The sequence below is a fragment of the Erwinia sp. JUb26 genome, assembly GCF_003751505.1.
GTDB lineage: Bacteria > Pseudomonadota > Gammaproteobacteria > Enterobacterales > Enterobacteriaceae > Erwinia.
In genome coordinates this window covers 335067-356428 of record NZ_RJVB01000001.1, presented here as the reverse complement: position 1 = coordinate 356428, position 21362 = coordinate 335067, and the positions used below count along the sequence as shown (strand labels likewise).

The 21362-nt window shown below is 56.0% G+C and carries 19 protein-coding genes and 2 tRNA genes; 14 read left to right on the top strand and 7 right to left on the bottom strand.

The features are described from left to right. The first annotated feature begins 3 nt into the window (after positions 1-3). The 6 genes from EC836_RS01655 to EC836_RS01630 all read left to right on the top strand — a co-directional run bounded on the left by EC836_RS01655 (position 4) and on the right by EC836_RS01630 (position 3121). A complete protein-coding gene (locus EC836_RS01655) occupies positions 4-465 on the top strand; it encodes a YchJ family protein (RefSeq protein WP_123329507.1) in 462 nt (153 codons plus the stop codon). Positions 466-504: 39 nt separating this feature from the next. Then, positions 505-1353, top strand: a complete 849-nt coding sequence (gene purU / locus EC836_RS01650) for a formyltetrahydrofolate deformylase (protein ID WP_123329505.1) — start codon at positions 505-507, stop codon at positions 1351-1353. Positions 1354-1497: 144 nt separating this feature from the next. Further along, positions 1498-1582, top strand: a tRNA-Tyr gene (locus EC836_RS01645). An 88-nt stretch (positions 1583-1670) separates the two neighbouring features. Then, positions 1671-1755, top strand: a tRNA-Tyr gene (locus EC836_RS01640). Positions 1756-1919: 164 nt separating this feature from the next. Further along, entirely contained in the window at positions 1920-2726 is an 807-nt protein-coding gene (xthA, locus tag EC836_RS01635) for an exodeoxyribonuclease III (protein ID WP_123329503.1), read from the top strand. Further along, a complete protein-coding gene (locus EC836_RS01630) occupies positions 2726-3121 on the top strand; it encodes a pyrimidine (deoxy)nucleoside triphosphate diphosphatase (RefSeq protein WP_123329501.1) in 396 nt (131 codons plus the stop codon). The genes xthA and EC836_RS01630 overlap by 1 nt, the downstream gene beginning before the upstream one ends. A 109-nt stretch (positions 3122-3230) precedes the next feature. Here EC836_RS01630 and EC836_RS01625 read toward each other — a convergent pair whose 3' ends face one another. The 3 genes from EC836_RS01625 to EC836_RS01615 form a co-directional block, all read right to left on the bottom strand. After that, the gene (locus EC836_RS01625; RefSeq protein ID WP_123329500.1) at positions 3231-5195 is read right to left on the bottom strand and encodes a DNA topoisomerase III; all 1965 of its coding nucleotides are present in this window, start codon (positions 5193-5195) and stop codon (positions 3231-3233) included. 17 nt (positions 5196-5212) lie between these two features. After that, positions 5213-6259, bottom strand: coding sequence for a selenide, water dikinase SelD (selD, locus tag EC836_RS01620; RefSeq protein ID WP_123329499.1), 1047 nt, complete (start codon positions 6257-6259; stop codon positions 5213-5215). Positions 6260-6412: 153 nt separating this feature from the next. Beyond that, positions 6413-6964 (bottom strand): NAD(P)H nitroreductase, encoded by a 552-nt coding sequence (locus EC836_RS01615; protein ID WP_123329498.1) that lies wholly within the window; start codon positions 6962-6964, stop codon positions 6413-6415. A gap of 191 nt (positions 6965-7155) precedes the next feature. Here EC836_RS01615 and sppA point away from each other — a divergent pair, with 191 nt between their 5' ends. The 3 genes from sppA to pncA all read left to right on the top strand — a co-directional run bounded on the left by sppA (position 7156) and on the right by pncA (position 10750). Continuing rightward, complete coding sequence (gene sppA, locus EC836_RS01610; protein ID WP_123329497.1) at positions 7156-9018, top strand: signal peptide peptidase SppA; 1863 nt, start codon at positions 7156-7158, stop codon at positions 9016-9018. A 90-nt stretch (positions 9019-9108) separates the two neighbouring features. After that, positions 9109-10122 carry an asparaginase gene (ansA, locus tag EC836_RS01605; RefSeq protein WP_123329496.1) on the top strand — a complete coding sequence of 338 codons (1014 nt, stop codon included), beginning with the start codon at positions 9109-9111 and terminating at the stop codon, positions 10120-10122. A 13-nt stretch (positions 10123-10135) separates the two neighbouring features. Next, complete coding sequence (pncA, locus tag EC836_RS01600; protein ID WP_123329495.1) at positions 10136-10750, top strand: bifunctional nicotinamidase/pyrazinamidase; 615 nt, start codon at positions 10136-10138, stop codon at positions 10748-10750. Positions 10751-10823: 73 nt separating this feature from the next. Here pncA and EC836_RS01595 read toward each other — a convergent pair whose 3' ends face one another. Next, a complete protein-coding gene (locus EC836_RS01595) occupies positions 10824-11102 on the bottom strand; it encodes a YeaC family protein (protein ID WP_123329494.1) in 279 nt (92 codons plus the stop codon). A gap of 10 nt (positions 11103-11112) precedes the next feature. Continuing rightward, entirely contained in the window at positions 11113-11523 is a 411-nt protein-coding gene (msrB, locus tag EC836_RS01590) for a peptide-methionine (R)-S-oxide reductase MsrB (protein WP_123329492.1), read from the bottom strand. 341 nt (positions 11524-11864) lie between these two features. Here msrB and gapA point away from each other — a divergent pair, with 341 nt between their 5' ends. Both gapA and EC836_RS01580 read left to right on the top strand, forming a co-directional pair. Continuing rightward, the gene (gapA, locus tag EC836_RS01585) at positions 11865-12860 is read left to right on the top strand and encodes a glyceraldehyde-3-phosphate dehydrogenase (RefSeq protein ID WP_199734985.1); all 996 of its coding nucleotides are present in this window, start codon (positions 11865-11867) and stop codon (positions 12858-12860) included. Between the two features lie 79 nt (positions 12861-12939). Then, the gene (locus tag EC836_RS01580) at positions 12940-13812 is read left to right on the top strand and encodes a D-hexose-6-phosphate mutarotase (protein ID WP_123329487.1); all 873 of its coding nucleotides are present in this window, start codon (positions 12940-12942) and stop codon (positions 13810-13812) included. A gap of 72 nt (positions 13813-13884) precedes the next feature. Here the strand turns inward: EC836_RS01580 and EC836_RS01575 are convergent, their stop codons facing one another. After that, positions 13885-14736, bottom strand: a complete 852-nt coding sequence (locus tag EC836_RS01575; protein ID WP_123329485.1) for an aldo/keto reductase — start codon at positions 14734-14736, stop codon at positions 13885-13887. An 82-nt stretch (positions 14737-14818) separates the two neighbouring features. Next, positions 14819-15568, bottom strand: a complete 750-nt coding sequence (locus EC836_RS01570) for a MipA/OmpV family protein (protein ID WP_123329483.1) — start codon at positions 15566-15568, stop codon at positions 14819-14821. Between the two features lie 434 nt (positions 15569-16002). On the opposite strand from EC836_RS01570, the gene yeaG reads away from it, so the two are divergent. The 3 genes from yeaG to EC836_RS01555 all read left to right on the top strand — a co-directional run bounded on the left by yeaG (position 16003) and on the right by EC836_RS01555 (position 21329). After that, positions 16003-17937: a protein kinase YeaG gene (yeaG, locus tag EC836_RS01565; RefSeq protein ID WP_123329481.1), complete on the top strand. Its 1935-nt coding sequence runs from the start codon at positions 16003-16005 to the stop codon at positions 17935-17937. A 131-nt stretch (positions 17938-18068) separates the two neighbouring features. Beyond that, the gene (locus EC836_RS01560) at positions 18069-19349 is read left to right on the top strand and encodes a YeaH/YhbH family protein (protein ID WP_123329479.1); all 1281 of its coding nucleotides are present in this window, start codon (positions 18069-18071) and stop codon (positions 19347-19349) included. Between the two features lie 252 nt (positions 19350-19601). After that, entirely contained in the window at positions 19602-21329 is a 1728-nt protein-coding gene (locus tag EC836_RS01555; RefSeq protein WP_123329477.1) for a potassium/proton antiporter, read from the top strand. Positions 21330-21362 lie beyond the last annotated feature (33 nt).

The window sequence follows — 21362 nt, the reverse complement described above, 5'->3', positions numbered from 1 at the left end:
AACGTGTCTGAACCTTGTCCGTGCGGTAGCGGAATGCAGTATAGCTTATGTTGTGAATCGTATCTAAAAGGTGCATCACTCCCTGCAACGCCGGAAGTATTAATGCGCTCTCGCTACTGCGCCTACGTAAAGCGTAACACCCGCTATTTGATCGAGAGCTGGCACCCTTCCTGCCACGCGGAGCGTTTCACTGACAGCATTGAAGAGAGCTACGCCGCCACGGAATGGCAGGGACTGAACGTCATCAGCAGCGAAATCATGGCCGATTCTGCTCAGGGATACGTGACATTTTTTGCGCGTTTCACGGAAAATCAGCGTGAAAGCTTTATTCATGAACGTTCGCGCTTTCTTCGTGAGGAGCAACGCTGGTACTATATTGACGGAACCTTCCCGCCAATCGGGCGCAATGATCAGTGCCCCTGTGGCTCTGGCAAAAAATACAAGAAATGCTGCGGTCAGAACTGACCCTGATTTCCCTTTTGTATCGACAGGATTACCATCGTAATGCAAGCGCAAACACTGCAACGCAAAGTTTTACGCACCATCTGCCCGGATGCTAAAGGGCTGATCGCGAAAATTACCAACATCTGTTACAAGCACGAACTGAACATCGTTCAGAACAACGAGTTCGTGGATCACCGTACCGGGCGCTTCTTTATGCGTACCGAACTGGAAGGCATCTTCAACGATACCACCCTGTTGGCCGATCTTGATAGTGCGCTGCCGACCGGTTCGGTGCGCGAGCTGCAGCCCGCCGGCCGCCGCCGTATTGTCATCCTGGTGACGAAAGAGGCGCACTGCCTGGGCGATCTGCTGATGAAAAGCGCCTACGGCGGGCTGGATGTTGAGATTGCCGCCGTTATCGGCAACCACGAGACACTGCGTACGCTGGTTGAACGTTTTGACATCCCGTTCGTGCTGGTCAGCCATGAAGGCCTGACGCGCGAGGATCACGACAACAATATGGCGGCGGAAATCGATCGCTACCAGCCGGACTATGTGGTGCTGGCGAAATATATGCGCGTGCTGACCCCGGCGTTCGTTCAGCGCTACCCGAACCAGATTATCAATATTCACCACTCGTTCCTGCCGGCCTTTATCGGTGCTCGTCCTTATCACCAGGCCTATGAGCGCGGCGTGAAAATCATCGGCGCGACCGCGCACTACGTGAACGATAACCTCGACGAAGGCCCGATCATTATGCAGGACGTAATCCACGTGGATCATACCTACACCGCAGAAGATATGATGCGCGCGGGCCGAGACGTAGAGAAAAATGCCCTGAGCCGTGCCCTGTATCAGGTACTGGCGCAGCGCGTGTTTGTTTACGGCAACCGCACGATTATTCTGTGATGCCGATACTGCTGTTTTGCCTTACAAAACAGCAGTTCGGGCAAAAAATCAGCGAACGCGCTATTTTCTGGAATCCGGGGCTTTACAGCGTCAGTTCATTTGATATGATGCGCCCCGCTTAACAAGCACAGTAGTCAGGCCAGTGGTGGGGTTCCCGAGCGGCCAAAGGGAGCAGACTGTAAATCTGCCGTCATCGACTTCGAAGGTTCGAATCCTTCCCCCACCACCATTTCAACCTGCTCTTTCGGGTGAAATGAAGATGAAAAATGAACGCCATGTCATTTTTCAGTGTTGTGAATTGTTAATGCGCTTCCCCTGGTGGGGTTCCCGAGCGGCCAAAGGGAGCAGACTGTAAATCTGCCGTCATCGACTTCGAAGGTTCGAATCCTTCCCCCACCACCATTTCAGATATCACTCCCGTTTCTTGCGTTTTAAAATCCCTCACCTTAACGTCCGATTTTGCCTTTCATTACCTTTGACTGCGTTTTCATCCCGGCAACAGATGACATTTTTGCCCGGTTTCTGCTACCATTCCGCCATCTTTTCGCCACGAAATGGCCTACGCTATGAAATTTGTCTCCTTTAATATCAACGGGCTACGCGCTCGCCCGCACCAGCTTGCCGCCATCGTTGAACAGCATCAGCCGGACGTTATCGGCCTGCAGGAAACCAAGGTTCACGACGATATGTTCCCGCTGGAAGAGGTCGCGAAGCTCGGCTATAACGTGTTCTATCACGGCCAGAAGGGCCACTACGGCGTTGCCCTGCTCTGCAAAGCGCCACCGGTCGCCGTCCGCCGCGGTTTCCCCGGAGATGATGAGTACGCTCAGCGCCGTATTATTATGGCCGACATTGAAACCCCAGCGGGCCTGCTGACGGTCATTAACGGCTACTTCCCGCAGGGGGAAAGCCGCGACCACCCGATCAAGTTCCCGGCGAAAGAGAAGTTTTATCGCGATCTGCAAAGTTACCTGGAGCAGGAACAGAGCCCGGCCAATCCGGTGCTGATTATGGGTGATATGAACATCAGCAGCAGCGATCTGGATATCGGCATTGGCGAAGACAGCCGCAAGCGCTGGCTGCGCACCGGAAAGTGCTCGTTCCTGCCGGAAGAGCGCGAATGGATGGAGCGACTGATGAACTGGGGTCTGGTGGACACCTGGCGCGCGCAGAATAACGCGGTTAACGACCGTTTCTCCTGGTTCGACTACCGCTCCAAAGGCTTCGATGACAATCGCGGACTGCGCATTGATTTGCTGCTGGCCAGCCAGCCGCTGGCGGATCGCTGCACGGCGACCGGCATTGATTACGATATTCGCGGCATGGAAAAACCGTCAGACCATGCACCGATTTGGGCACAGTTCGAATTCTGATGGCGAACGTAATCGCGCTGGAAGTCGTCGCCGCGATGATCCTGCGCGACGGCAGGCTCCTGCTGGCCCAGCGCGGGCCGCAGGGCGATCAGCCCGGTCTGTGGGAGTTTCCCGGGGGTAAGGTAGACGCCGGGGAAAGCCAGCAGCAGGCGCTGGCCCGCGAGCTTAAGGAAGAGCTGGCGATCGATGCCGTTATCGGCTGCTACATCGCCAGCGAAATCCGGATTGTTGGGGCGCGGAAAATCAATCTGCACGCCTGGCTGGTCACCGAGTTCAGTGGAGAAGTGACGGCAAGCTGCCATCAGGCGCTGGCGTGGGTGGAGCCGGCAGAGGCGTTCAGCTTCGCGCTGGCCCCTGCCGATATTCCGCTGCTTCAGGCTTATTTGGATCGCTAAGCTTTACCGCTTAATTCTGCAGATTTAGCCGATTGCCCGATTGCCCGATTGCCCGATTGCGGGAGTTTCTCGCACACATCCCGCGGCCAAAAAAGCTCTCAGGTCAGACCTAGTCGCTGCCGGAATCCCTCTCCCCCGACGGTCTGGACTTACCCGTACCCGCCTTCGAAGAAGCCGTTTTACGATGCGGCTTCTTCGCCTGGCCCGACGACGGCGCGGGCAGCCCGCGAAAAGCGTGGGCCGCAGGCTGCTGGCGAGCCTGATGGATCAGCGAGTACAGCGTCTCCACCAGCGGCTGCATAAAGTCCTGATAGCGGCACTGCTTTTCACTGATTTTGGTCAGCGTCGATTCCCAGTGCGCGGTCATATCCGGCCGCGCGGCCATTTCCGGTAAAGAGTGGATCAGCGCCCTTCCCGCCGGGCTGGAGTGAATATAGCGCCCCTTTTTAAACAGGAAAGTGCGCTTAAACAGCAGTTCGATAATACCCGCCCGCGTCGCTTCGGTCCCCAGACCGTCGGTAGCGCGCAGCACCTTCTTCAGATCTTTATCCTGCACAAAACGCGCGATCCCGGTCATCGCCGACAGCAGCGTGGCGTCGGTAAAGGGGCGCGGCGGCTGGGTCTGCTTCTCCACCACTTCGCCGCGCTCACACAGTAACTCATCGCCCTTTGCCACCACCGGCAGCGGCGTGCCGTCATTTTCCTCGTCGCGTTCTTTACTGCCCAACAGCGCCCGCCAGCCCGCTTCCGCCAGGAACCGCGCCTTGGCGATAAACTTCCCGCCGGCGATATCCAGCTCAATCACACACTTGCGGTAAACCGCATCGGGGCAAAACTGCATCAGATACTGGGTGGCGATCAGCCGGTAAATGCGCTGCTCGTTTTCATTCAGCGAAACCCGGCTGCTGCGCGCCGTCGGCACAATGGCGTGGTGGGCATCGACTTTTTTATCATCCCAGCAGCGGTTACGAATATCGGTATTAAAATCGGCGGGCGGCGTCAGGTCCGGCTGATGGCTGTTTATCGCATTCAGCACCGAATGACGGGCGGCAAAATGCTCGTCCGGCAGATAGCGGCTGTCCGAACGCGGATAGGTGATCAGCTTGTGGGTTTCGTACAGACGCTGGCAGGTATCCAGCACGATTTGCGCGCTCAGGCCAAACCGCTTACCGGCTTCGATTTGCAGGCTGGAAAGCGAAAACGGCAGCGGCGCGGTATCATTCTCACGCTTATCGTTATAACTGGTGACCAGTGCGGGCTGGCCGCCGATGCGCGCGACCACGTGATCGGCCAGCGGGCGATGCAGCAGTCGCCCCTCTTCGTCCTGATAGGGTTCGCAGGATTCACTGGGTTGCCACAGGGCAACGAAGCGTTCATCCTGCGGGGTGACGATATGTGCCCTCACCTCGAAGAAATCTTTCGCCACGAAGTTTTCAATCTCTTCATCGCGCCGCACCACCAGGCCCAACACCGGGGTCTGCACCCGACCGACCGACAGCACGCCGTCATAACCGGCGTTGCGCCCCAGCAGCGTGTAGGCGCGGGTCATATTGATGCCGTACAGCCAGTCGGCGCGCGAACGCGCCAGCGCCGAGACGCACAGTGGAATAAATTCGCGATTCTGCCGCAGTCGGCCAATCGAGCGCTCCACCGCCTGCGGGTTGAGATCGTTTATCAGGCAGCGCTGTACGGCGGCACGTTTTTCCGCCGGTAAGGTCAGATAATCCAGCACTTCGTCCACCAGCAGTTGCCCTTCACGATCCGGGTCTCCTGCGTGAACCACTTCGCTGGCTTCCCCCAGCAGCTTTTTAATCACGTTAAGCTGTTTTGCCACCGACGGGCGCGGCTGCAGCTGCCACTTTTCCGGCACGATCGGCAAATCGGCCAGCGACCAGCGGGCAAAACGGCTGTTATAGCTGTCCGGCTGCGCCTGCTCCAACAGGTGCCCAACGCACCAGGTGACGACCTGATTGTCACCGCAGGCGATAAAACCGTCGCCGCGACGGTGGGGTTTCGGCAGGACATCCGCAATCGCGCGGGCAAGGCTGGGTTTTTCGGCAATAAACAAACGCATCCGGACTCAATTCCTGCTCAGGGGTTAATTTCAATCATGGCTCGTCCGGGTTGAGCCTCTGTCAGTTCGCCAATCATGGTCAGGGAAACTGCATGTTTTTCTGCGGCAGCATGCAGTGCCGCTTCCGCTTCGGGTAATACCGCCATCAGCAGACCACCGGAGGTTTGCGGGTCGCAAAGCAGGCTGCGCTGCGCCGGGGTCATTTCACCGATCAGCTGGCCATAGCTGGCAAAATTACGTTCCGTCCCCCCCGGCACGCAGCCCTGAGCGATGTAGTCATCGACGCCGGGCAGTCGCGGTATCGCGCTGAAGCGCACGTCGGCCTGGAGACCCGCGCCCTGGCACATCTCACTGAGGTGGCCGAGCAGGCCAAAGCCGGTGACGTCGGTCATCGCACAAACGCCGGGGATCCCCGCGGCATCCGCGCCCAGCAGGTTAAGCCGACACATCACTTCCGTCGCCAGCCCCTGATGTTCAGGCCGCAGCAGCACTTTCTTTTCCGCCGTGGTCAATACGCCAATACCCAGCGGCTTACTGAGCCACAGCCGGCAGCCCGCCTGTGCTTCGCTGTTCTTTTTCACCTGGTGCGTGTCGACTACCCCGGTCACCGCAAGACCGAAGATCGGCTCCGGCGCGTCAATCGAGTGCCCACCTGCCAGGCTAATCCCAGCCTGTTCACAAACGCTGCGTCCGCCTTCGATCACCCGCCGGGCAATCTCCGGCGACAGCACGTTGACCGGCCAGCCCAGAACGGCTATCGCCATAATCGGCCGCCCGCCCATTGCCCAGATATCACTGATGGCGTTGGTAGCGGCAATCCGGCCGAAATCATACGGATCGTCCACGATCGGCATAAAGAAATCGGTGGTACTGACGACCGCCGTGCCGTTACCGAGATCGTACACGGCCGCATCATCGCGAGTTTCATTGCCGACCAGCAGATTAGGATCGCGTCTGAGCGGATGATCGCTATGCAGGATGGTCTCTAAAACCTGGGGGGAGATTTTGCAGCCGCAGCCTGCACCATGGCTGTACTGCGTCAGGCGGATAGTATTCTGATTCATGAAGTAGGTCCCTTTTAGCTTCACCAGACATTATGGTAGCGGATCGGGCAGACGGGTGTAAGTCTGCCGACCTTAATCGCGGACCATTCGCTTATTATCCCGGCGAATTGCAGGGCCGCTCACAACCCTGACGATAAAAAGGACCTGATTCAATCAGAAATAACTGACAAACGGCGCGCTGTCGACCGGCAGCACGGTGGTCGCCGCTTTCAGCTGCGGGGTGCCCAGATAAAGGAAGCCGACGATGGCATCCTGCGGGCGGCAGCCGAAGGCCTGACGTACGGATTCGTCTTCGGTCCAGGCACCGCTGCGCCAGATACCGTTAAAGCCCTGTGCGGCAGCGCTCATCTGCATTGCCATCACCGCACAGCCAGCTGACACGACCTGCTCCCAGCGCGGCACCTTGGGATGGTCCTCGCAGCGGGCCACAACGGTGATAATCATCGGAGCGCGATACGGCGCCTGTTTCGCTTTATCAATCGCTTTATCATCCAGGCTGGCTTCGCGTGACAGGTTTTCCAGCAGCGCACTGAGGCGATCGCGCCCTTCATTTTCAACGATGATAAAGCGCCACGGCTGCAGCGTGCCGTGGTCGGGGGCGCGCATACCGGCGCGCAGAATGTTGTCCAGTGCTTCGCCCGCCGGGGCGGGATCGGCCAGGCGTGAGGCCGAACGTCGATTAACCAGTAATTCCAGAGCGTCCATAATTTCCTCCTGATGGGGGCGTAAAGTGGACTGAAACTAGCACAGGATGATGTTTTGTTACAGCATTGTCCTTTTTCCTGCTGACAATTCAGCCCCTGCTATTTAGGATGTTGAACATTACTGTCCGTTAAGGGGCACGTTACGTTTAACCCTGTACCCTTACGGGCATTTGTTGCGATTACGGAGAGTCTATGCGCATGTTGTGGCGAGCTATCGCTGGTATTTTTAAGTGGACGTGGCGGGGACTGAATTTTGTCCGCGAATTTATCCTCAATCTGTTTTTGATCCTGCTTATCCTGGTCGGTGCCGGGATATGGTTCCAGATGAGCAGCAGCTCGGCCCCGGCGGACGTGAAGAAAGGCGCGCTGATTGTCGACCTCAGCGGCGTGGTGGTGGATAAACCGTCCGTCAGCAACAAATTCAGTAAACTGGGCCGCCAGCTTATCGGGGCCAGCAGCGATCGCCTGAAAGAGAATTCACTGTTTGATATCGTGGATGCCATCCGTCAGGCGAAAGATGATAGCCGTATTACCGGAATTGTGCTGGATTTGCGCAGTTTTGCCGGTGGCGATCAGCCTTCGCTGCAGTACATTGGTAAAGCCCTGCGCGAATTCCGCGACAGCGGCAAGCCGGTGTTTGCGACCGGAGACAGCTACAGCCAGTCGCAGTATTACCTCGCCAGCTTTGCCAATAAGATCTATCTCTCCCCGCAGGGAACAGTCGATCTGCACGGCTTCGCTACCAACAGCCTGTACTATAAAACCCTGCTGGATAAGCTGAAGGTGAATTCTCACGTCTTCCGCGTTGGCACCTATAAATCGGCGGTCGAGCCTTTCCTGCGTGATGATATGTCACCGGCCGCGCGCGACGCCGACAGCCGCTGGGTGGGTGAGCTGTGGCAAAACTACCTCAACACCCTGGCCGCGAATCGCCAGATTACCGCCGAACAGGTCTTCCCCGGTGCGCGTGGCGTGCTGGACGCCCTGCAAAAAGTCGGCGGCGATACCGCGCAGTACGCTAAAGAGAGCAAGCTGGTCGATGAGCTGGCGTCACCGTCGGTGGTGGATCAGCAGCTGGTGAAAACCTTCGGCTGGGATAAAGAGGCGAAGGATTACACCGGCATCAGCATTTATGACTACCCGCTGAACAATACCGAAACCACCGAAAGCAACAGCAAAGGCAACATTGCGGTTATCGTCGCTAACGGCGCGATCATGGACGGTGAAGAAACGCCGGGCAGCGTCGGCGGCGACACCACCGCCGACGAAATCCGCCAGGCGCGCCTGGATGACAACATCAAAGCCATCGTGTTCCGCGTGAACAGCCCCGGCGGCAGCGTCACCGCGTCTGAAACCATCCGTGAAGAGCTGGCTGCGGCAAAAGCCGCCGGTAAACCGGTGGTGGTTTCAATGGGCGGTATGGCTGCATCCGGCGGCTACTGGGTATCCACGCCGGCCAACTACATTATCGCCAGCCCGAACACGCTGACCGGTTCTATCGGTATCTTCGGCGTGATCAATACGGTGGAAAACTCGCTGGATAGCATTGGCGTGCACACGGACGGGGTGGCCACCTCGCCGCTGGCCGACGTGACGCTGACCAAAGCGCTGCCGCCGGAAGTGCAGGAAATGATGCAGTTGAGCATCGAGTACGGCTATAAAAACTTCCTCGGTCTGGTGGCGAAATCACGTAACAAAACGCCTGAGCAGGTCGATCAAATCGCCCAGGGCCACGTCTGGACCGGCAGCGATGCTAAGGCCAATGGCCTGGTCGATGCCCTGGGTGACTTTGACGATGCCGTGGCGAAAGCCGCCGAGCTGGCAAAAGTGAAGCAGCCTCAACTGGACTGGTATCAGGAAGAGCCGGGACTGCTGAACACGCTGTTCAGCCAGATGGACGTGCGTGCCTCGTTGCCGGCATCGGTGAAAGCGCTGCTGCCGGCACCGTTGCTTGACGTGGTCTCAGCCATGAAAAAACAGCCGGGCCTGATGGGCGATCTCAACGATCCGCAAAACCGCTACGCGTTCTGCCTGAACTGTGGTGATGTGAAGTAGTTCACTAATCAGCCCGACCGACTCCGGTCGGGCTGCATTTCCCTCGCTTTCCCCTTATACTGCGCGTTTTCGGCAAGTCTGAGTTTACCCATGCAAAAAAAATCGATTTATGTCGCCTATACCGGCGGAACCATAGGCATGCAGCGTTCCGAGCACGGCTACATTCCCGTTTCCGGCCATCTGCAAACCCAACTGGCGAACATGCCCGAGTTCCATCGCGCAGAGATGCCCGACTTCACCATCCACGAGTACCAGCCACTGATGGATTCGTCGGACATGACGCCGGAAGACTGGCAATCGATTGCTGACGATATCCAGAAGAACTACGATCGCTACGACGGTTTCGTCATCCTTCACGGCACCGACACTATGGCGTTCACCGCATCGGCGCTGTCGTTTATGCTGGAAAATCTGGCCAAGCCGGTGATTGTGACCGGGTCACAGATCCCACTGGCAGAACTGCGCTCGGACGGCCAGCAGAACCTGCTGAACTCGCTGTTCGTCGCTGCAAACTATCCGATTAACGAAGTGGCGCTGTTCTTCAACAACACGCTGTATCGCGGCAACCGCACCACCAAAGCCCACGCCGATGGTTTCAGCGCCTTTGCTTCGCCTAACCTCGCGCCGCTGCTGGAAGCCGGTATTCACATCCGCCGCCTGAATACGCCTCCCGCTCCGGCCGGTAAAGGTGAACTAATCGTTCACCCGATTACGCCGCAGCCGATCGGCGTGGTAACGATTTATCCCGGCATTTCCGCTGAAGTGGTGCGCAACTTCCTGCGTCAGCCGGTAAAAGCGCTGATCCTACGCTCTTACGGCGTGGGTAACGCACCGCAGAATAAAGAGTTCCTGGAAGAGCTGAAAGCCGCATCCGATCGCGGTATTGTGGTGGTCAACCTTACGCAGTGCATGTCCGGTAAAGTGAATATGGGCGGCTACGCCACCGGCAACGCGCTGGCCCACGCCGGAGTGATTAGCGGTGCCGATCTGACCGTTGAAGCCACGCTGACCAAGCTGCACTATCTACTCAGTCAGGATTTAACCAGCGATGAGATGCGCCAGCTGATGCAGCAGAACCTGCGCGGCGAGTTGACCGTAGATTAACCGGAGTAAAAGCATGAGCGCACGTCAGGCACTGGTATTAATCGATTTACAGAATGATTTTTGCCCCGGCGGCGCGCTGGCCGTGGCCGGGGGTGATGAGACGATTGCTGTTGCTAACCGTTTGGCGGAGGAGTTTCGGCAGCGGGGTGAACCGGTTATCGCCACCTTCGACTGGCACCCTGCCGCTCACGGCAGCTTCGCGTCTACCTGCGGCAACGCACCCGGCGCCTGCGGGGAGTTGGACGGCCTGCCGCAGGTCTGGTGGCCGGATCACTGTATTCAGCACAGTACGGGGGCGGAACTGCACCCGGCACTGGAGCAGTCCGCTATCACGCTGCGCGTCTACAAGGGTGAAAACCCCCTGGTGGACAGCTACAGCGCGTTTTTCGACAACGGCAGACGCCAGGCTACCACGCTGGATAGCTGGTTGAAACATGCAGGTATTACCTCACTGACGATAATGGGCCTGGCAACCGACTACTGCGTCAAATACAGCGTGCTGGATGCACTCTCGCTGGGCTTTAAGGTTACGGTGGTCGCAGAGGGGTGTCGTGGCGTAAATTTGCAGCCTGAGGACAGCGAAAAAGCGCTAAAAGCGATGCAAAATGCCGGGGCGGTGATTCAGTAAGTGAGTTGATAAAGGCAGATGTGCTGAACGCACACCTGCCTATTCTTTGTACGAATTATTCCTACAGGAATAATTATTGTAATTGGATCCGCGTGACGTCCTCATCGCTGATACCGAACTCTTCTTTCAGCTGTTTTTTACTCTTCATCACGATTTCCCCGCCCTTCGCCACGCTCATGTGTTGGGGATCGTCGTTATGCTTAGCCTGCCACAGCAGCACCAGCTGCAGGCTGTTTTCCTTCTGCTCCGGCGTCAGGGCCACACCGTCTGCCCATTTGCCGGTTTCAACCGCAGTCGCCAGGCGCTGATAAATTTCCGGAGTCATACCGGCAATGATTTCATCCAGTTCCATTACAGTTCCGTTAACCTTTGGTGATATTACCGTCATCGTCGCTAAAGCTCAGCGATGCGGAATTAACGCAGTAACGTTCGCCGGTTGGCTGCGGGCCATCCGGGAACACATGGCCCAGGTGCGCATCACAGCTGCCGCAGCGAATCTCAATGCGCTGCATTCCGTGAGTATTATCATCAAGATAGCGAATGGCCTCGTCGCTGTAAGGCTCGTAAAAACTCGGCCAGCCGCAGCCTGAATCATATTTTGACGCAGACAGAAACAGGGGCGCCTGACACACCAGGCAGTGATACAGACCTTGCTCTTTGTTATGCAACAGTTTACCCGAATAAGGTGGCTCTGTACCACGCTGCTGGGTCACGTAATGCTGCATTTCATTCAGTTCATTTTCGGGTGAAATAGGGGATTTCTCATTAGCCATGGTAGACTCTCTGGCAGTGTTATTATGAAGACTTCGCTTAGCATTCTAACAAATACTTAACAAGATCAGGTGAATTTTTCTCTCAAGGTGCGAGAGGAGAATCGTTCAGAGACATAATTGTGACTCAGATCACCTTTTACAATATACCCCCCTTTCTATTCGGGTTAAGTGCCTTAAGATCACGACAGGGTTGGCGTCAAGAAGTGGCTTTTTTTTTGAATAATTCCTCGTCATGAGTTTGACCTGTAGCAATAATTGACACGATTCCGCTTGACGCCTGGAGCGCTTTTTGTAATTTTACTGCCAACCTTTTATTCACTATCAACTAGCTGGTGGAATATATGACTATCAAAGTAGGTATCAACGGTTTTGGCCGTATCGGTCGCATCGTTTTCCGTGCTGCTCAGGAACGTTCTGATGTAGAAATCGTTGCGATCAACGATCTGCTGGACGCAGAGTACATGGCTTACATGCTGAAGTATGACTCAACTCACGGTCGCTTCGACGGCACTGTAGAAGTCAAAGACGGTCAACTGGTTGTTAACGGTAAAACCATCCGTGTTACCGCTGAGCGTGACCCTGCTAACCTGAAATGGGACGAAGTGGGCGTTGACGTTGTTGCAGAAGCAACCGGTCTGTTCCTGACCGACGAAACTGCACGTAAACACATCCAGGCTGGCGCCAAGAAAGTTGTTCTGACTGGCCCATCTAAAGATGACACCCCAATGTTCGTTATGGGCGTGAACCACAAGTCTTACGCTGGCCAGGACATCGTTTCTAACGCTTCCTGTACCACAAACTGCCTGGCACCGCTGGCTAAAGTAATCAACGACAAGTTCGGCATCGTTGAAGCACTGATGACCACCGTGCACGCGACTACCGCAACTCAGAAAACCGTTGATGGCCCGTCTCACAAAGACTGGCGCGGCGGCCGCGGCGCATCCCAGAACATCATCCCTTCATCTACCGGTGCTGCTAAGGCCGTAGGTAAAGTGATCCCTGAACTGAACGGCAAACTGACCGGTATGGCGTTCCGCGTTCCTACCCCTAACGTTTCCGTTGTTGACCTGACTGCACGTCTGGCTAAGCCTGCTTCTTACAAAGAAATTTGTGAAGCAATTAAAGCCGCGTCTGAAGGCGAGCTGAAAGGCGTTCTGGGCTACACCGAAGACGAAGTGGTTTCTACCGATTTCAACGGTGAAAAACTGACTTCCGTATTCGATGCGAAAGCCGGTATCGCGCTGAGCGACACCTTTGTTAAACTGGTTTCCTGGTACGACAACGAAACTGGTTACTCTAACAAGGTACTGGATCTGGTTGCTCACATCGCCAAATAAGGCCTGTTGAACAGAATCAGAAAAGTAAGGGCGACTCAGGTCGCCCTTTTTTTATCTCTCCATTTCAGAAGGACCGCTCATGAACGAAAAACTCTTCTCGCTGCCGGTGCTTAACCAGATCTCGCCGTATATCACCCAGCGCCAGATTGGCGACCTGCCGGTGGTGGTGATTACTCATCCTAAGGTCCGCGCGGCCGTCACGCTGCAGGGCGCGCATCTGGTCGCCTGGCAGCCCGCGGGTGAAAAGCCGGTTGTCTGGCTGAGTGAGAAAACGGCCTGGACGCCGGGTAAGGCGATCCGCGGCGGCGTGCCGATCTGCTGGCCGTGGTTTGGTCCTGCAGGTGAGCCGGCCCACGGCTTCGCACGTAATCTGCCGTGGAAGCTCTCCGCGCATGATGAAAACGAGCAGAGCGTGATGCTGACTTTCGTTCTGGAAAGCAATGAACAGACCAAAAAGCTGTGGCCGCACGACTTTACCCTGTTCGCTCGCTTCCGCTTCAGCGATACCTGCGAGATTGAACTGGAAGCCCACGGTGATTTTGAAGCCACCGCCGCCCTGCACAGCTACTTTAACGTTGCCGATAATGCTTCAGTGACGGTCAGCGGCCTGGGGCCGGACTATATCGATCAGGTGCTGAAAGGCGCTACCGGGCAGTCGCCGGACGGTAAGCAAACTTACGAACAGCGCGTCGACCGCATTCATACCCAGCCAGCAGACTGCAGCGTGGTGGAAGACCGCGCCGGTCAGCGGGTGATCGAAGTGCATCATCACTATCAAAGTGACGTTGTCACATGGAATCCGGGTGCGGAGCTGTCGTGCAGCATGGGGGATATGGCGAATGAAGGCTATAAAACCATGGTCTGTGTAGAAACGGCGCGTATTTCCCGCCCGCTAATCAGCGCCGGGGAGCAGCCAGCCCGACTGGCGGTAACCTTCCGTATTCAGAAGTAATGATTTAACCCTGCAAACGCGACCGGCCAGACCGGTCGCTACGTGCGTCACGCCGTTCTCCCGCATGGCTGGCTAAACTACATCTAGCGGAAGTTTTGCCGATGGCGGTGGGAAGGCCTGATTAATCAGCATCAAATCTTCGCTGCTTAACGTCACCGTGAGCGCCGCCGCGTTTTCCTGGACGTGAGCCATCGAGCTGGCTTTCGGAATCGCGATCGCCCCTTCCTTGCGGATCACCCAGGCCAGCAGCAGCTGAGCGACGCTGATGCGCTTGCGTTGTGCAATCTCAACGAGTACGGGATGCGCCATCAGTTCACGGCGCAGCCGACCCGCCTGAGCTAACGGACAGTAGGCCATTACCGGCATCGCCAGCTGCTGACACTGCGGCAGCAGATCGTACTCAATACCACGCGAAGCGAGATGATAGAGCACCTGGTTGGTGGCGCAGCGTTCACCGCCCTCTTCCAGCAGTAATTCGCTGAGATCGTCAGCATCAAAATTAGAGACGCCCCAGCGGCGAATTTTCCCCTGCTGCTGCAAATTTTCCATCGCCCGCAGCGTCTCTTCCAGCGGAATATTGCCCCGCCAGTGAAGCAGGTAGAGATCGAGATAATCGGTTTTCAGACGGCGAAGGCTGCGTTCACAGGCTTCCACCGCATCCACCTCGCTGGCATTCCAGGGATAGACCTTCGACACCAGCCAGGCACGATCCCGCCGCCCGGCCAGGGCTTCGCCCACAATCCGCTCCGCGCCGCCGTCGGCGTACATTTCGGCGGTATCGATAAGCGTCAGGCCCGCATCAATGCCGCACTGCAATGCGGCGATCTCCTGCTGGCGTAAAGCAGGGTCTTCCCCCATATACCAGGTGCCCTGTCCGATAGCCGGCAGGCGGGTTCCATCAGCAAACGTTACGGTCTGACTCATCACTCACTCCCTGCATCATTATCGCGCCCCAAAATAGAACAAAAGGGCGCATTGCGCCCTTTTGTGGTGCAGGTCGCGACACTCAGAAGGTGTAGCTGACCCCACTCCAGAGTAGAACCTGAGAACTTTTATCGACCATCGGGCTGTTTTTAATTTCATCACCCAGACGAACATAACGTCCTGACACGGTCGCATTCCAGCTGTCACTGATTTTCCAGCCGCCGGTCAGTTCCAGATACGGGCTCCAGCTGTCATCCGCGTCATAGCGGTTGAGGCCACTGCGGTCGGACTCGGCGGATGAGATCCCGTAGTAATACTGGTTCTGGTTAGAACTGTTCCACAGCGCACCGATCCCCGGCGTCAAGCTGAACTGGCCGAACTCGAAGCGGTAAAGGTAGGTCAGATCCCAGATAATACCGTTGCTGTTGTCCAGCACGTCGCCCGCCAGAGTGGTACGAACAATCCCCCAGTTGGCCGTGTGGCGATAGGATACACCGGCCATCATGGTCATATGGCGCTTGTTCAGCGACTTCATATCACCGTCATCGGCATCGTCCGGATCGTAGTTCTGCGGCGAGCCAAGCACCGTCAGCGACAGCTGATCCTGGGTGTCCTTCCACAGGTAGTAACCTGCCTGCAGGGTATTCAGATAGAAACTGTCGCCGTCATAGTTAACGATCGGCACCGGATAGTAACGGTCCTGACCACTTTTATACGGGCTCTGGCTGTAGATAACGGAAGCACCCAGCGTCAGCGGGTTGGCCTGTGCGATCGGGGCCGCAAAATACAGAGGCAGAAATGCGGCAAGCGCGGTAAGTTTGAAATGGTTCACAAATTAATCGTTCCGTAAATATAACAATCAGATTGGTTAGTTTAACCATGATATCCACAGGCGATCATAAATTTACATAACTTGTAGCACTCATAATCAATTTTTAAGCACGAAATATCCGCTTCTTTGGCATTGGTTTATTTTTTGCCCGCGGCACCCGACAGGGCGGAAAAGTGTGCTGCTTAGCGCTTTTCTGACTTTGTTATTGAAATTTCATCGAAAATGCTCGCTGCTTCAGGAAATTTTTTAATATGCGATCTACGCTTAATCGTAAGACCTAAAATTTAACGAGCAGAGTAACCAAAGATGTGTGTTTCCCGATAAAAAAAAGTCAGGTTGGCATAAGGGTTGCTGTACTCATTAATAAGTTCCTTCAGGAGCTATCGCGTTAGGCTCCTGGTACCTGTGCTAAAAACGAAAGGACGGGCATCGCTATGAATATATTCGATCACTATCGTCAGCGTTATGAAGCTGCCAAGGACGAAGAGTTCACACTGCAGGAATTTCTTACCATCTGTCGGCAGGATCGCAGTGCATACGCTAATGCGGCGGAACGACTGCTTATGGCCATCGGTGAACCCGTCATGGTCGACACCGCGCTTGAGCCTCGCCTTTCCCGGCTGTTCTCTAACCGCGTGGTTGCACGCTACCCGGCGTTTGAAGAGTTTTACGGCATGGAGGAAGCGATTGAGCAAATCGTCTCCTACCTGAAACACGCAGCCCAGGGCCTGGAAGAGAAAAAACAGATCCTGTATCTGCTGGGCCCGGTCGGCGGTGGTAAATCCTCTCTTGCAGAACGCCTGAAATCGCTGATGCAGCGCGTACCTGTCTACGTGCTCAGCGCCGACGGTGAACGCAGCCCGGTTAACGATCATCCACTGTGCCTGTTTAATCCGCAGGAAGATGCCAATATTCTGGATAAAGAGTATGGCGTACCACGTCGCTACCTCGGCACGATCATGTCGCCGTGGGCCGCGAAGCGCCTGCACGATTTCGGTGGGGATATCACCCGCTTTAAGGTCGTCAAGGTATGGCCGTCTATTCTGGAACAGATTGCGATCGCCAAAACCGAACCAGGTGATGAAAACAACCAGGATATCTCCGCGCTGGTGGGTAAAGTGGATATCCGCAAGCTGGAGAATCACGCCCAGAACGATCCTGATGCCTACGGCTATTCCGGCGCGCTGTGCCGGGCAAACCAGGGGATCATGGAATTCGTTGAGATGTTCAAAGCGCCGATTAAAGTGCTGCACCCGCTGCTGACCGCCACGCAGGAGGGCAACTACAACGGCACCGAAGGCATCTCAGCCCTGCCGTTTAACGGCATTATCCTGGCGCACTCGAACGAATCGGAGTGGGTCACCTTCCGTAACAACAAAAACAACGAAGCGTTCCTCGACCGCGTGTATATCGTTAAGGTTCCTTACTGCCTGCGGGTTTCCGAAGAGATTAAAATCTACGAGAAATTGCTGGTTAACAGTGAACTCACACATGCACCGTGCGCCCCGGGAACCCTGGAAACGCTGGCCCGCTTCTCGATTCTTTCGCGTCTGAAAGAGCCGGAAAACTCCAGCAGCTATTCGAAAATGCGCGTTTACGACGGGGAAAGCCTCAAGGATACCGATCCGAAAGCGAAGTCCTATCAGGAGTATCGTGACTACGCCGGTGTGGATGAGGGGATGAACGGCCTGTCCACCCGCTTTGCCTTTAAAATCCTCTCCCGCGTGTTTAACTTCGACCACGTGGAAGTGGCGGCCAACCCGGTTCACCTGTTCTACGTGCTGGAGCAGCAGATCGATCGCGAACAGTTCCCGCAGGAGCAGGCTGAGAAATACCTTGAGCATCTGAAAGGCTATCTGATCCCGAAATACGCCGAGTTTATCGGTAAAGAGATCCAGACCGCCTACCTGGAATCTTACTCCGAGTACGGCCAGAACATTTTTGACCGCTACGTCACCTATGCCGATTTCTGGATCCAGGATCAGGAATACCGTGACCCCGATACCGGACAGCTGTTCGACCGGGAAGCACTGAACGCCGAACTGGAAAAGATCGAGAAGCCTGCCGGGATCAGCAACCCGAAAGACTTCCGTAACGAAATCGTCAACTTCGTGCTGCGCGCACGGGCACATAATAATGGCCGTAATCCGAACTGGACCAGCTACGAGAAGCTGCGTACCGTGATCGAGAAGAAAATGTTCTCCAACACGGAAGAGCTGCTGCCGGTCATTTCGTTTAATGCCAAAACATCCACCGATGAGCAGAAAAAACACGACGACTTCGTCGATCGCATGATGGAGAAAGGCTATACCCGTAAACAGGTTCGCCTGCTGTGCGAATGGTATCTGCGCGTAAGGAAGTCATCCTGACGTTTGCGTAAGTGCTAAGAAGGTCGCCTGGCAGCAACTGGCCTTGCGACCTCGGTAGTACATTCGCGAGGAGTGCATCAGCGCGGGTCCGGGAGATCCCAGACCCGTCTGCAACGTAGTATGGGGGAGCTATGGCCTATTTTATCGATCGGCGTCTTAACGGCAAAAACAAGAGCGCGGTCAACCGCCAGCGCTTTTTGCGCCGCTATAAGTCGCAAATCAAACAGTCGATCTCCGAGGCCATCAACAAGCGTTCGGTTACCGACGTAGAAAGCGGCGAATCCGTCTCAATCCCGATTGAGGATATTAACGAGCCGTCTTTCCATCAGGGACGCGGCGGCCAGCGTCACCGCGTACATCCCGGCAACGATCACTTCGTGCAGAACGACCGCGTTGAGCGCCCGCAGGGCGGCGGCGGTGGCAGCGGAAGTGGCCAGGGCAACGCCAGCCAGGACGGTGAAGGCCAGGATGAGTTCGTCTTTAATATTTCGAAAGATGAGTACCTCGACCTGCTGTTTGAAGATCTGGCCCTGCCGAATCTCAAGAAAAACCAGCATCGTCAGCTTAACGAGTACAAAACCCACCGCGCGGGCTATACCGCCAACGGCGTTCCGGCCAATATCAGCGTGGTCCGCTCGCTGCAAAACTCGCTGGCGCGCCGCACGGCGATGACCGCCAGTAAACGCCGCACGCTGGCCGAACTGGAAGAAACGCTGAAAACCGTGGAGAACAGCGAACCGGCTCAGCTGCTGGAAGAGGAGCAACTGCGTAAGGAAATCGCCGAACTGCGTGCCCGCATTAAGCGCGTGCCGTTTATCGATACCTTTGATTTACGCTACAAGAATTTTGAAAAGCGCCCGGAGCCTTCCAGCCAGGCGGTGATGTTCTGCCTGATGGACGTTTCCGGTTCGATGGACCAGGCCACCAAGGATATGGCGAAACGCTTCTATATCCTGCTGTATCTGTTCCTCAGCCGCACCTACAAAAACGTCGATGTGGTGTATATCCGCCACCATACGCAGGCGAAAGAGGTGGATGAGCAGGAGTTCTTCTACTCGCAGGAAACCGGCGGCACTATCGTATCCAGTGCGTTAAAACTGATGGATGAGGTGGTGAAGGAGCGTTACGACCCGGCGCAGTGGAATATCTATGCCGCGCAGGCGTCCGATGGCGACAACTGGGCCGATGACTCGCCGCTTTGTCACGAGCTGCTGGCGAAAAATATTTTGCCGATGGTGCGGTACTATAGTTACATCGAAATCACCCGCCGTGCCCACCAGACGCTGTGGCGTGAATACGAGAATTTGCAGACCCGTTTCGATAATTTCGCTATTCAGCATATTCGTGAGCCGGAAGATATCTATCCGGTATTCCGTGCCCTGTTCCAGAAGCAGGTTGAGGAAAACTACTAAGCTTTACTGCGCCGGTAGCGCCCTGCTATCGGCGTAGCACTGCGGATATGACTGTCATTTATGCCCTATTTCGGTCTCTAAACGTACCAGTTGGCAGAAAAATTCCCTTTTGCGCACTCAGCGGTATTCACCGCACTGTTTTTTACGCTATTTTATCCCCTGAATTCAACTGAGTGAGCTCAGCCTGTGATTTTTTGTTCTGCCATGCAGACTCTGTAAAAAAGTAATTTAACCCGTCGGGAGAAACGTCTTTTGGAAGCCAGCGCGATTTACAGTCTATTTATTATTGGTTCAGTGCTGGTTGCCGCAAGCATACTGCTGAGTTCGTTTTCCTCCCGCCTGGGTATCCCGATTCTGGTTATCTTCCTTGCGCTCGGCATGCTGGCCGGCGTTGACGGCATCGGCGGCATTGCCTTTAACAACTATCCTGCAGCCTATCTGATCAGTAACCTCGCGCTGGCTGTGATCCTGCTGGATGGCGGCATGCGCACTCAGGCCAGTTCCTTTAAGGTCGCCCTCGGCCCGGCGCTGTCACTGGCAACCGTGGGAGTACTGATTACCGCCGGTCTGACCGGGATGGCCGCAGCTTGGCTGTTCGATCTGAATATGATGAACGGCTTCCTGATTGGCGCGATTATCGGTTCAACCGACGCGGCGGCGGTCTTCTCGCTGCTGGGCGGGAAAGGGCTTAACGAGCGCGTCAGCTCCACGCTGGAGATTGAATCAGGCAGCAACGATCCGATGGCGGTATTTCTGACCATTACGCTGATCGACATGATTCAGAAGGGCCAGTCCGGGCTGGATATGATGTTCTTCGTGCATCTGATCCAGGAGTTCGGCCTCGGCATCGCGCTGGGGATTGGCGGGGGCTGGGGGCTGCTGCAGCTAATTAACCGTATTTCGCTTCCCGGCGGGCTTTATCCATTGCTGGCGCTGAGCGGCGGTATTCTGGTGTTTTCCCTGACTACCGCGCTGGAAGGCAGCGGTATTCTGGCGGTGTATCTCTGCGGCTTTGTACTCGGCAACCGCCCGATCCGCAGTCGCCACGGCATTCTGCAAACCTTCGACGGCATGGCCTGGCTCAGCCAGATCGGCATGTTTCTGGTGCTGGGGCTGCTGGTCAATCCGCTCGACCTGTGGCATATCGCCGTTCCGGCGATGCTGCTATCGCTGTGGCTGATCCTGCTGGCACGTCCGCTGTCGGTGATGGTCGGGCTGCTGCCGTTTCGCGGCTTCAACATCCGCGAACGCTTCTTTATCAGCTGGGTTGGGCTACGCGGGGCGGTGCCGATCATCCTCGCCGTGTTCCCGATGATGGCGGGTCTGCCCCATGCCTCGCTGTTCTTCAACATTGCCTTCTTCGTGGTGCTGGTTTCGCTGATTGTTCAGGGCACCTCGCTGGGCTTTGCCGCGCGTAAAGCCCGGGTGATCGTCCCGCCTACGGCCTCACCGATTTCGCGCATCGGTCTTGATATTCATCCTGAAAATCCGTGGGAGAATTTTGTTTACCAGCTTAGCGCGGATAAATGGTGCGTCGGCGCGGCCCTGCGCGATCTGCACATGCCGAGAGAAACGCGCATCGCCGCCCTGTTCCGCGATAACCAGCTGCTGCATCCCACGGGCAATACACGGCTGCGGGAAGGCGATATTCTCTGCGTGATTGGCCGTGAGCGGGATCTGGCCGCGCTGGGCAAGCTGTTCAGCCAGTCGCCGCCGGTAGAACTGGACCAGCGATTCTTCGGTGACTTTATCCTGCAGGCCGACGCGCGACTGCAGGATGTCTCTGAGATATATGGTATCGATCTTGATGAAGAAAACGATCGTCAGCAAACCCTCGGACAGCTGGTTGCCGAAATCATCGGCGGTGCGCCGGTGGTCGGCGATCAGGTTGAGTGGAAAAATCTGATCTGGACGGTGGCAGAAAAAGAAGACAATGAAATCATTAAAGTTGGGGTCCGTGTGCAGCAGGATAAAGAATAACTTCCCGACGTCAGGAGATAATTCTGCTGTCTC

Bases quoted from the DNA above. Each gene is read 5' to 3' on its own strand.
- purU (WP_123329505.1), top strand. From the start codon at position 505: ATGCAAGCGCAAACACTGCAACGCAAAGTTTTACGCACCATCTGCCCG.
- xthA (WP_123329503.1), top strand. From the start codon at position 1,920: ATGAAATTTGTCTCCTTTAATATCAACGGGCTACGCGCTCGCCCGCAC.
- EC836_RS01630 (WP_123329501.1), top strand. From the start codon at position 2,726: ATGGCGAACGTAATCGCGCTGGAAGTCGTCGCCGCGATGATCCTGCGC.
- EC836_RS01625 (WP_123329500.1), bottom strand. From the start codon at position 5,195: ATGCGTTTGTTTATTGCCGAAAAACCCAGCCTTGCCCGCGCGATTGCG.
- selD (WP_123329499.1), bottom strand. From the start codon at position 6,259: ATGAATCAGAATACTATCCGCCTGACGCAGTACAGCCATGGTGCAGGC.
- EC836_RS01615 (WP_123329498.1), bottom strand. From the start codon at position 6,964: ATGGACGCTCTGGAATTACTGGTTAATCGACGTTCGGCCTCACGCCTG.
- sppA (WP_123329497.1), top strand. From the start codon at position 7,156: ATGCGCATGTTGTGGCGAGCTATCGCTGGTATTTTTAAGTGGACGTGG.
- ansA (WP_123329496.1), top strand. From the start codon at position 9,109: ATGCAAAAAAAATCGATTTATGTCGCCTATACCGGCGGAACCATAGGC.
- pncA (WP_123329495.1), top strand. From the start codon at position 10,136: ATGAGCGCACGTCAGGCACTGGTATTAATCGATTTACAGAATGATTTT.
- EC836_RS01595 (WP_123329494.1), bottom strand. From the start codon at position 11,102: ATGGAACTGGATGAAATCATTGCCGGTATGACTCCGGAAATTTATCAG.
- msrB (WP_123329492.1), bottom strand. From the start codon at position 11,523: ATGGCTAATGAGAAATCCCCTATTTCACCCGAAAATGAACTGAATGAA.
- gapA (WP_199734985.1), top strand. From the start codon at position 11,865: ATGACTATCAAAGTAGGTATCAACGGTTTTGGCCGTATCGGTCGCATC.
- EC836_RS01580 (WP_123329487.1), top strand. From the start codon at position 12,940: ATGAACGAAAAACTCTTCTCGCTGCCGGTGCTTAACCAGATCTCGCCG.
- EC836_RS01575 (WP_123329485.1), bottom strand. From the start codon at position 14,736: ATGAGTCAGACCGTAACGTTTGCTGATGGAACCCGCCTGCCGGCTATC.
- yeaG (WP_123329481.1), top strand. From the start codon at position 16,003: ATGAATATATTCGATCACTATCGTCAGCGTTATGAAGCTGCCAAGGAC.
- EC836_RS01560 (WP_123329479.1), top strand. From the start codon at position 18,069: ATGGCCTATTTTATCGATCGGCGTCTTAACGGCAAAAACAAGAGCGCG.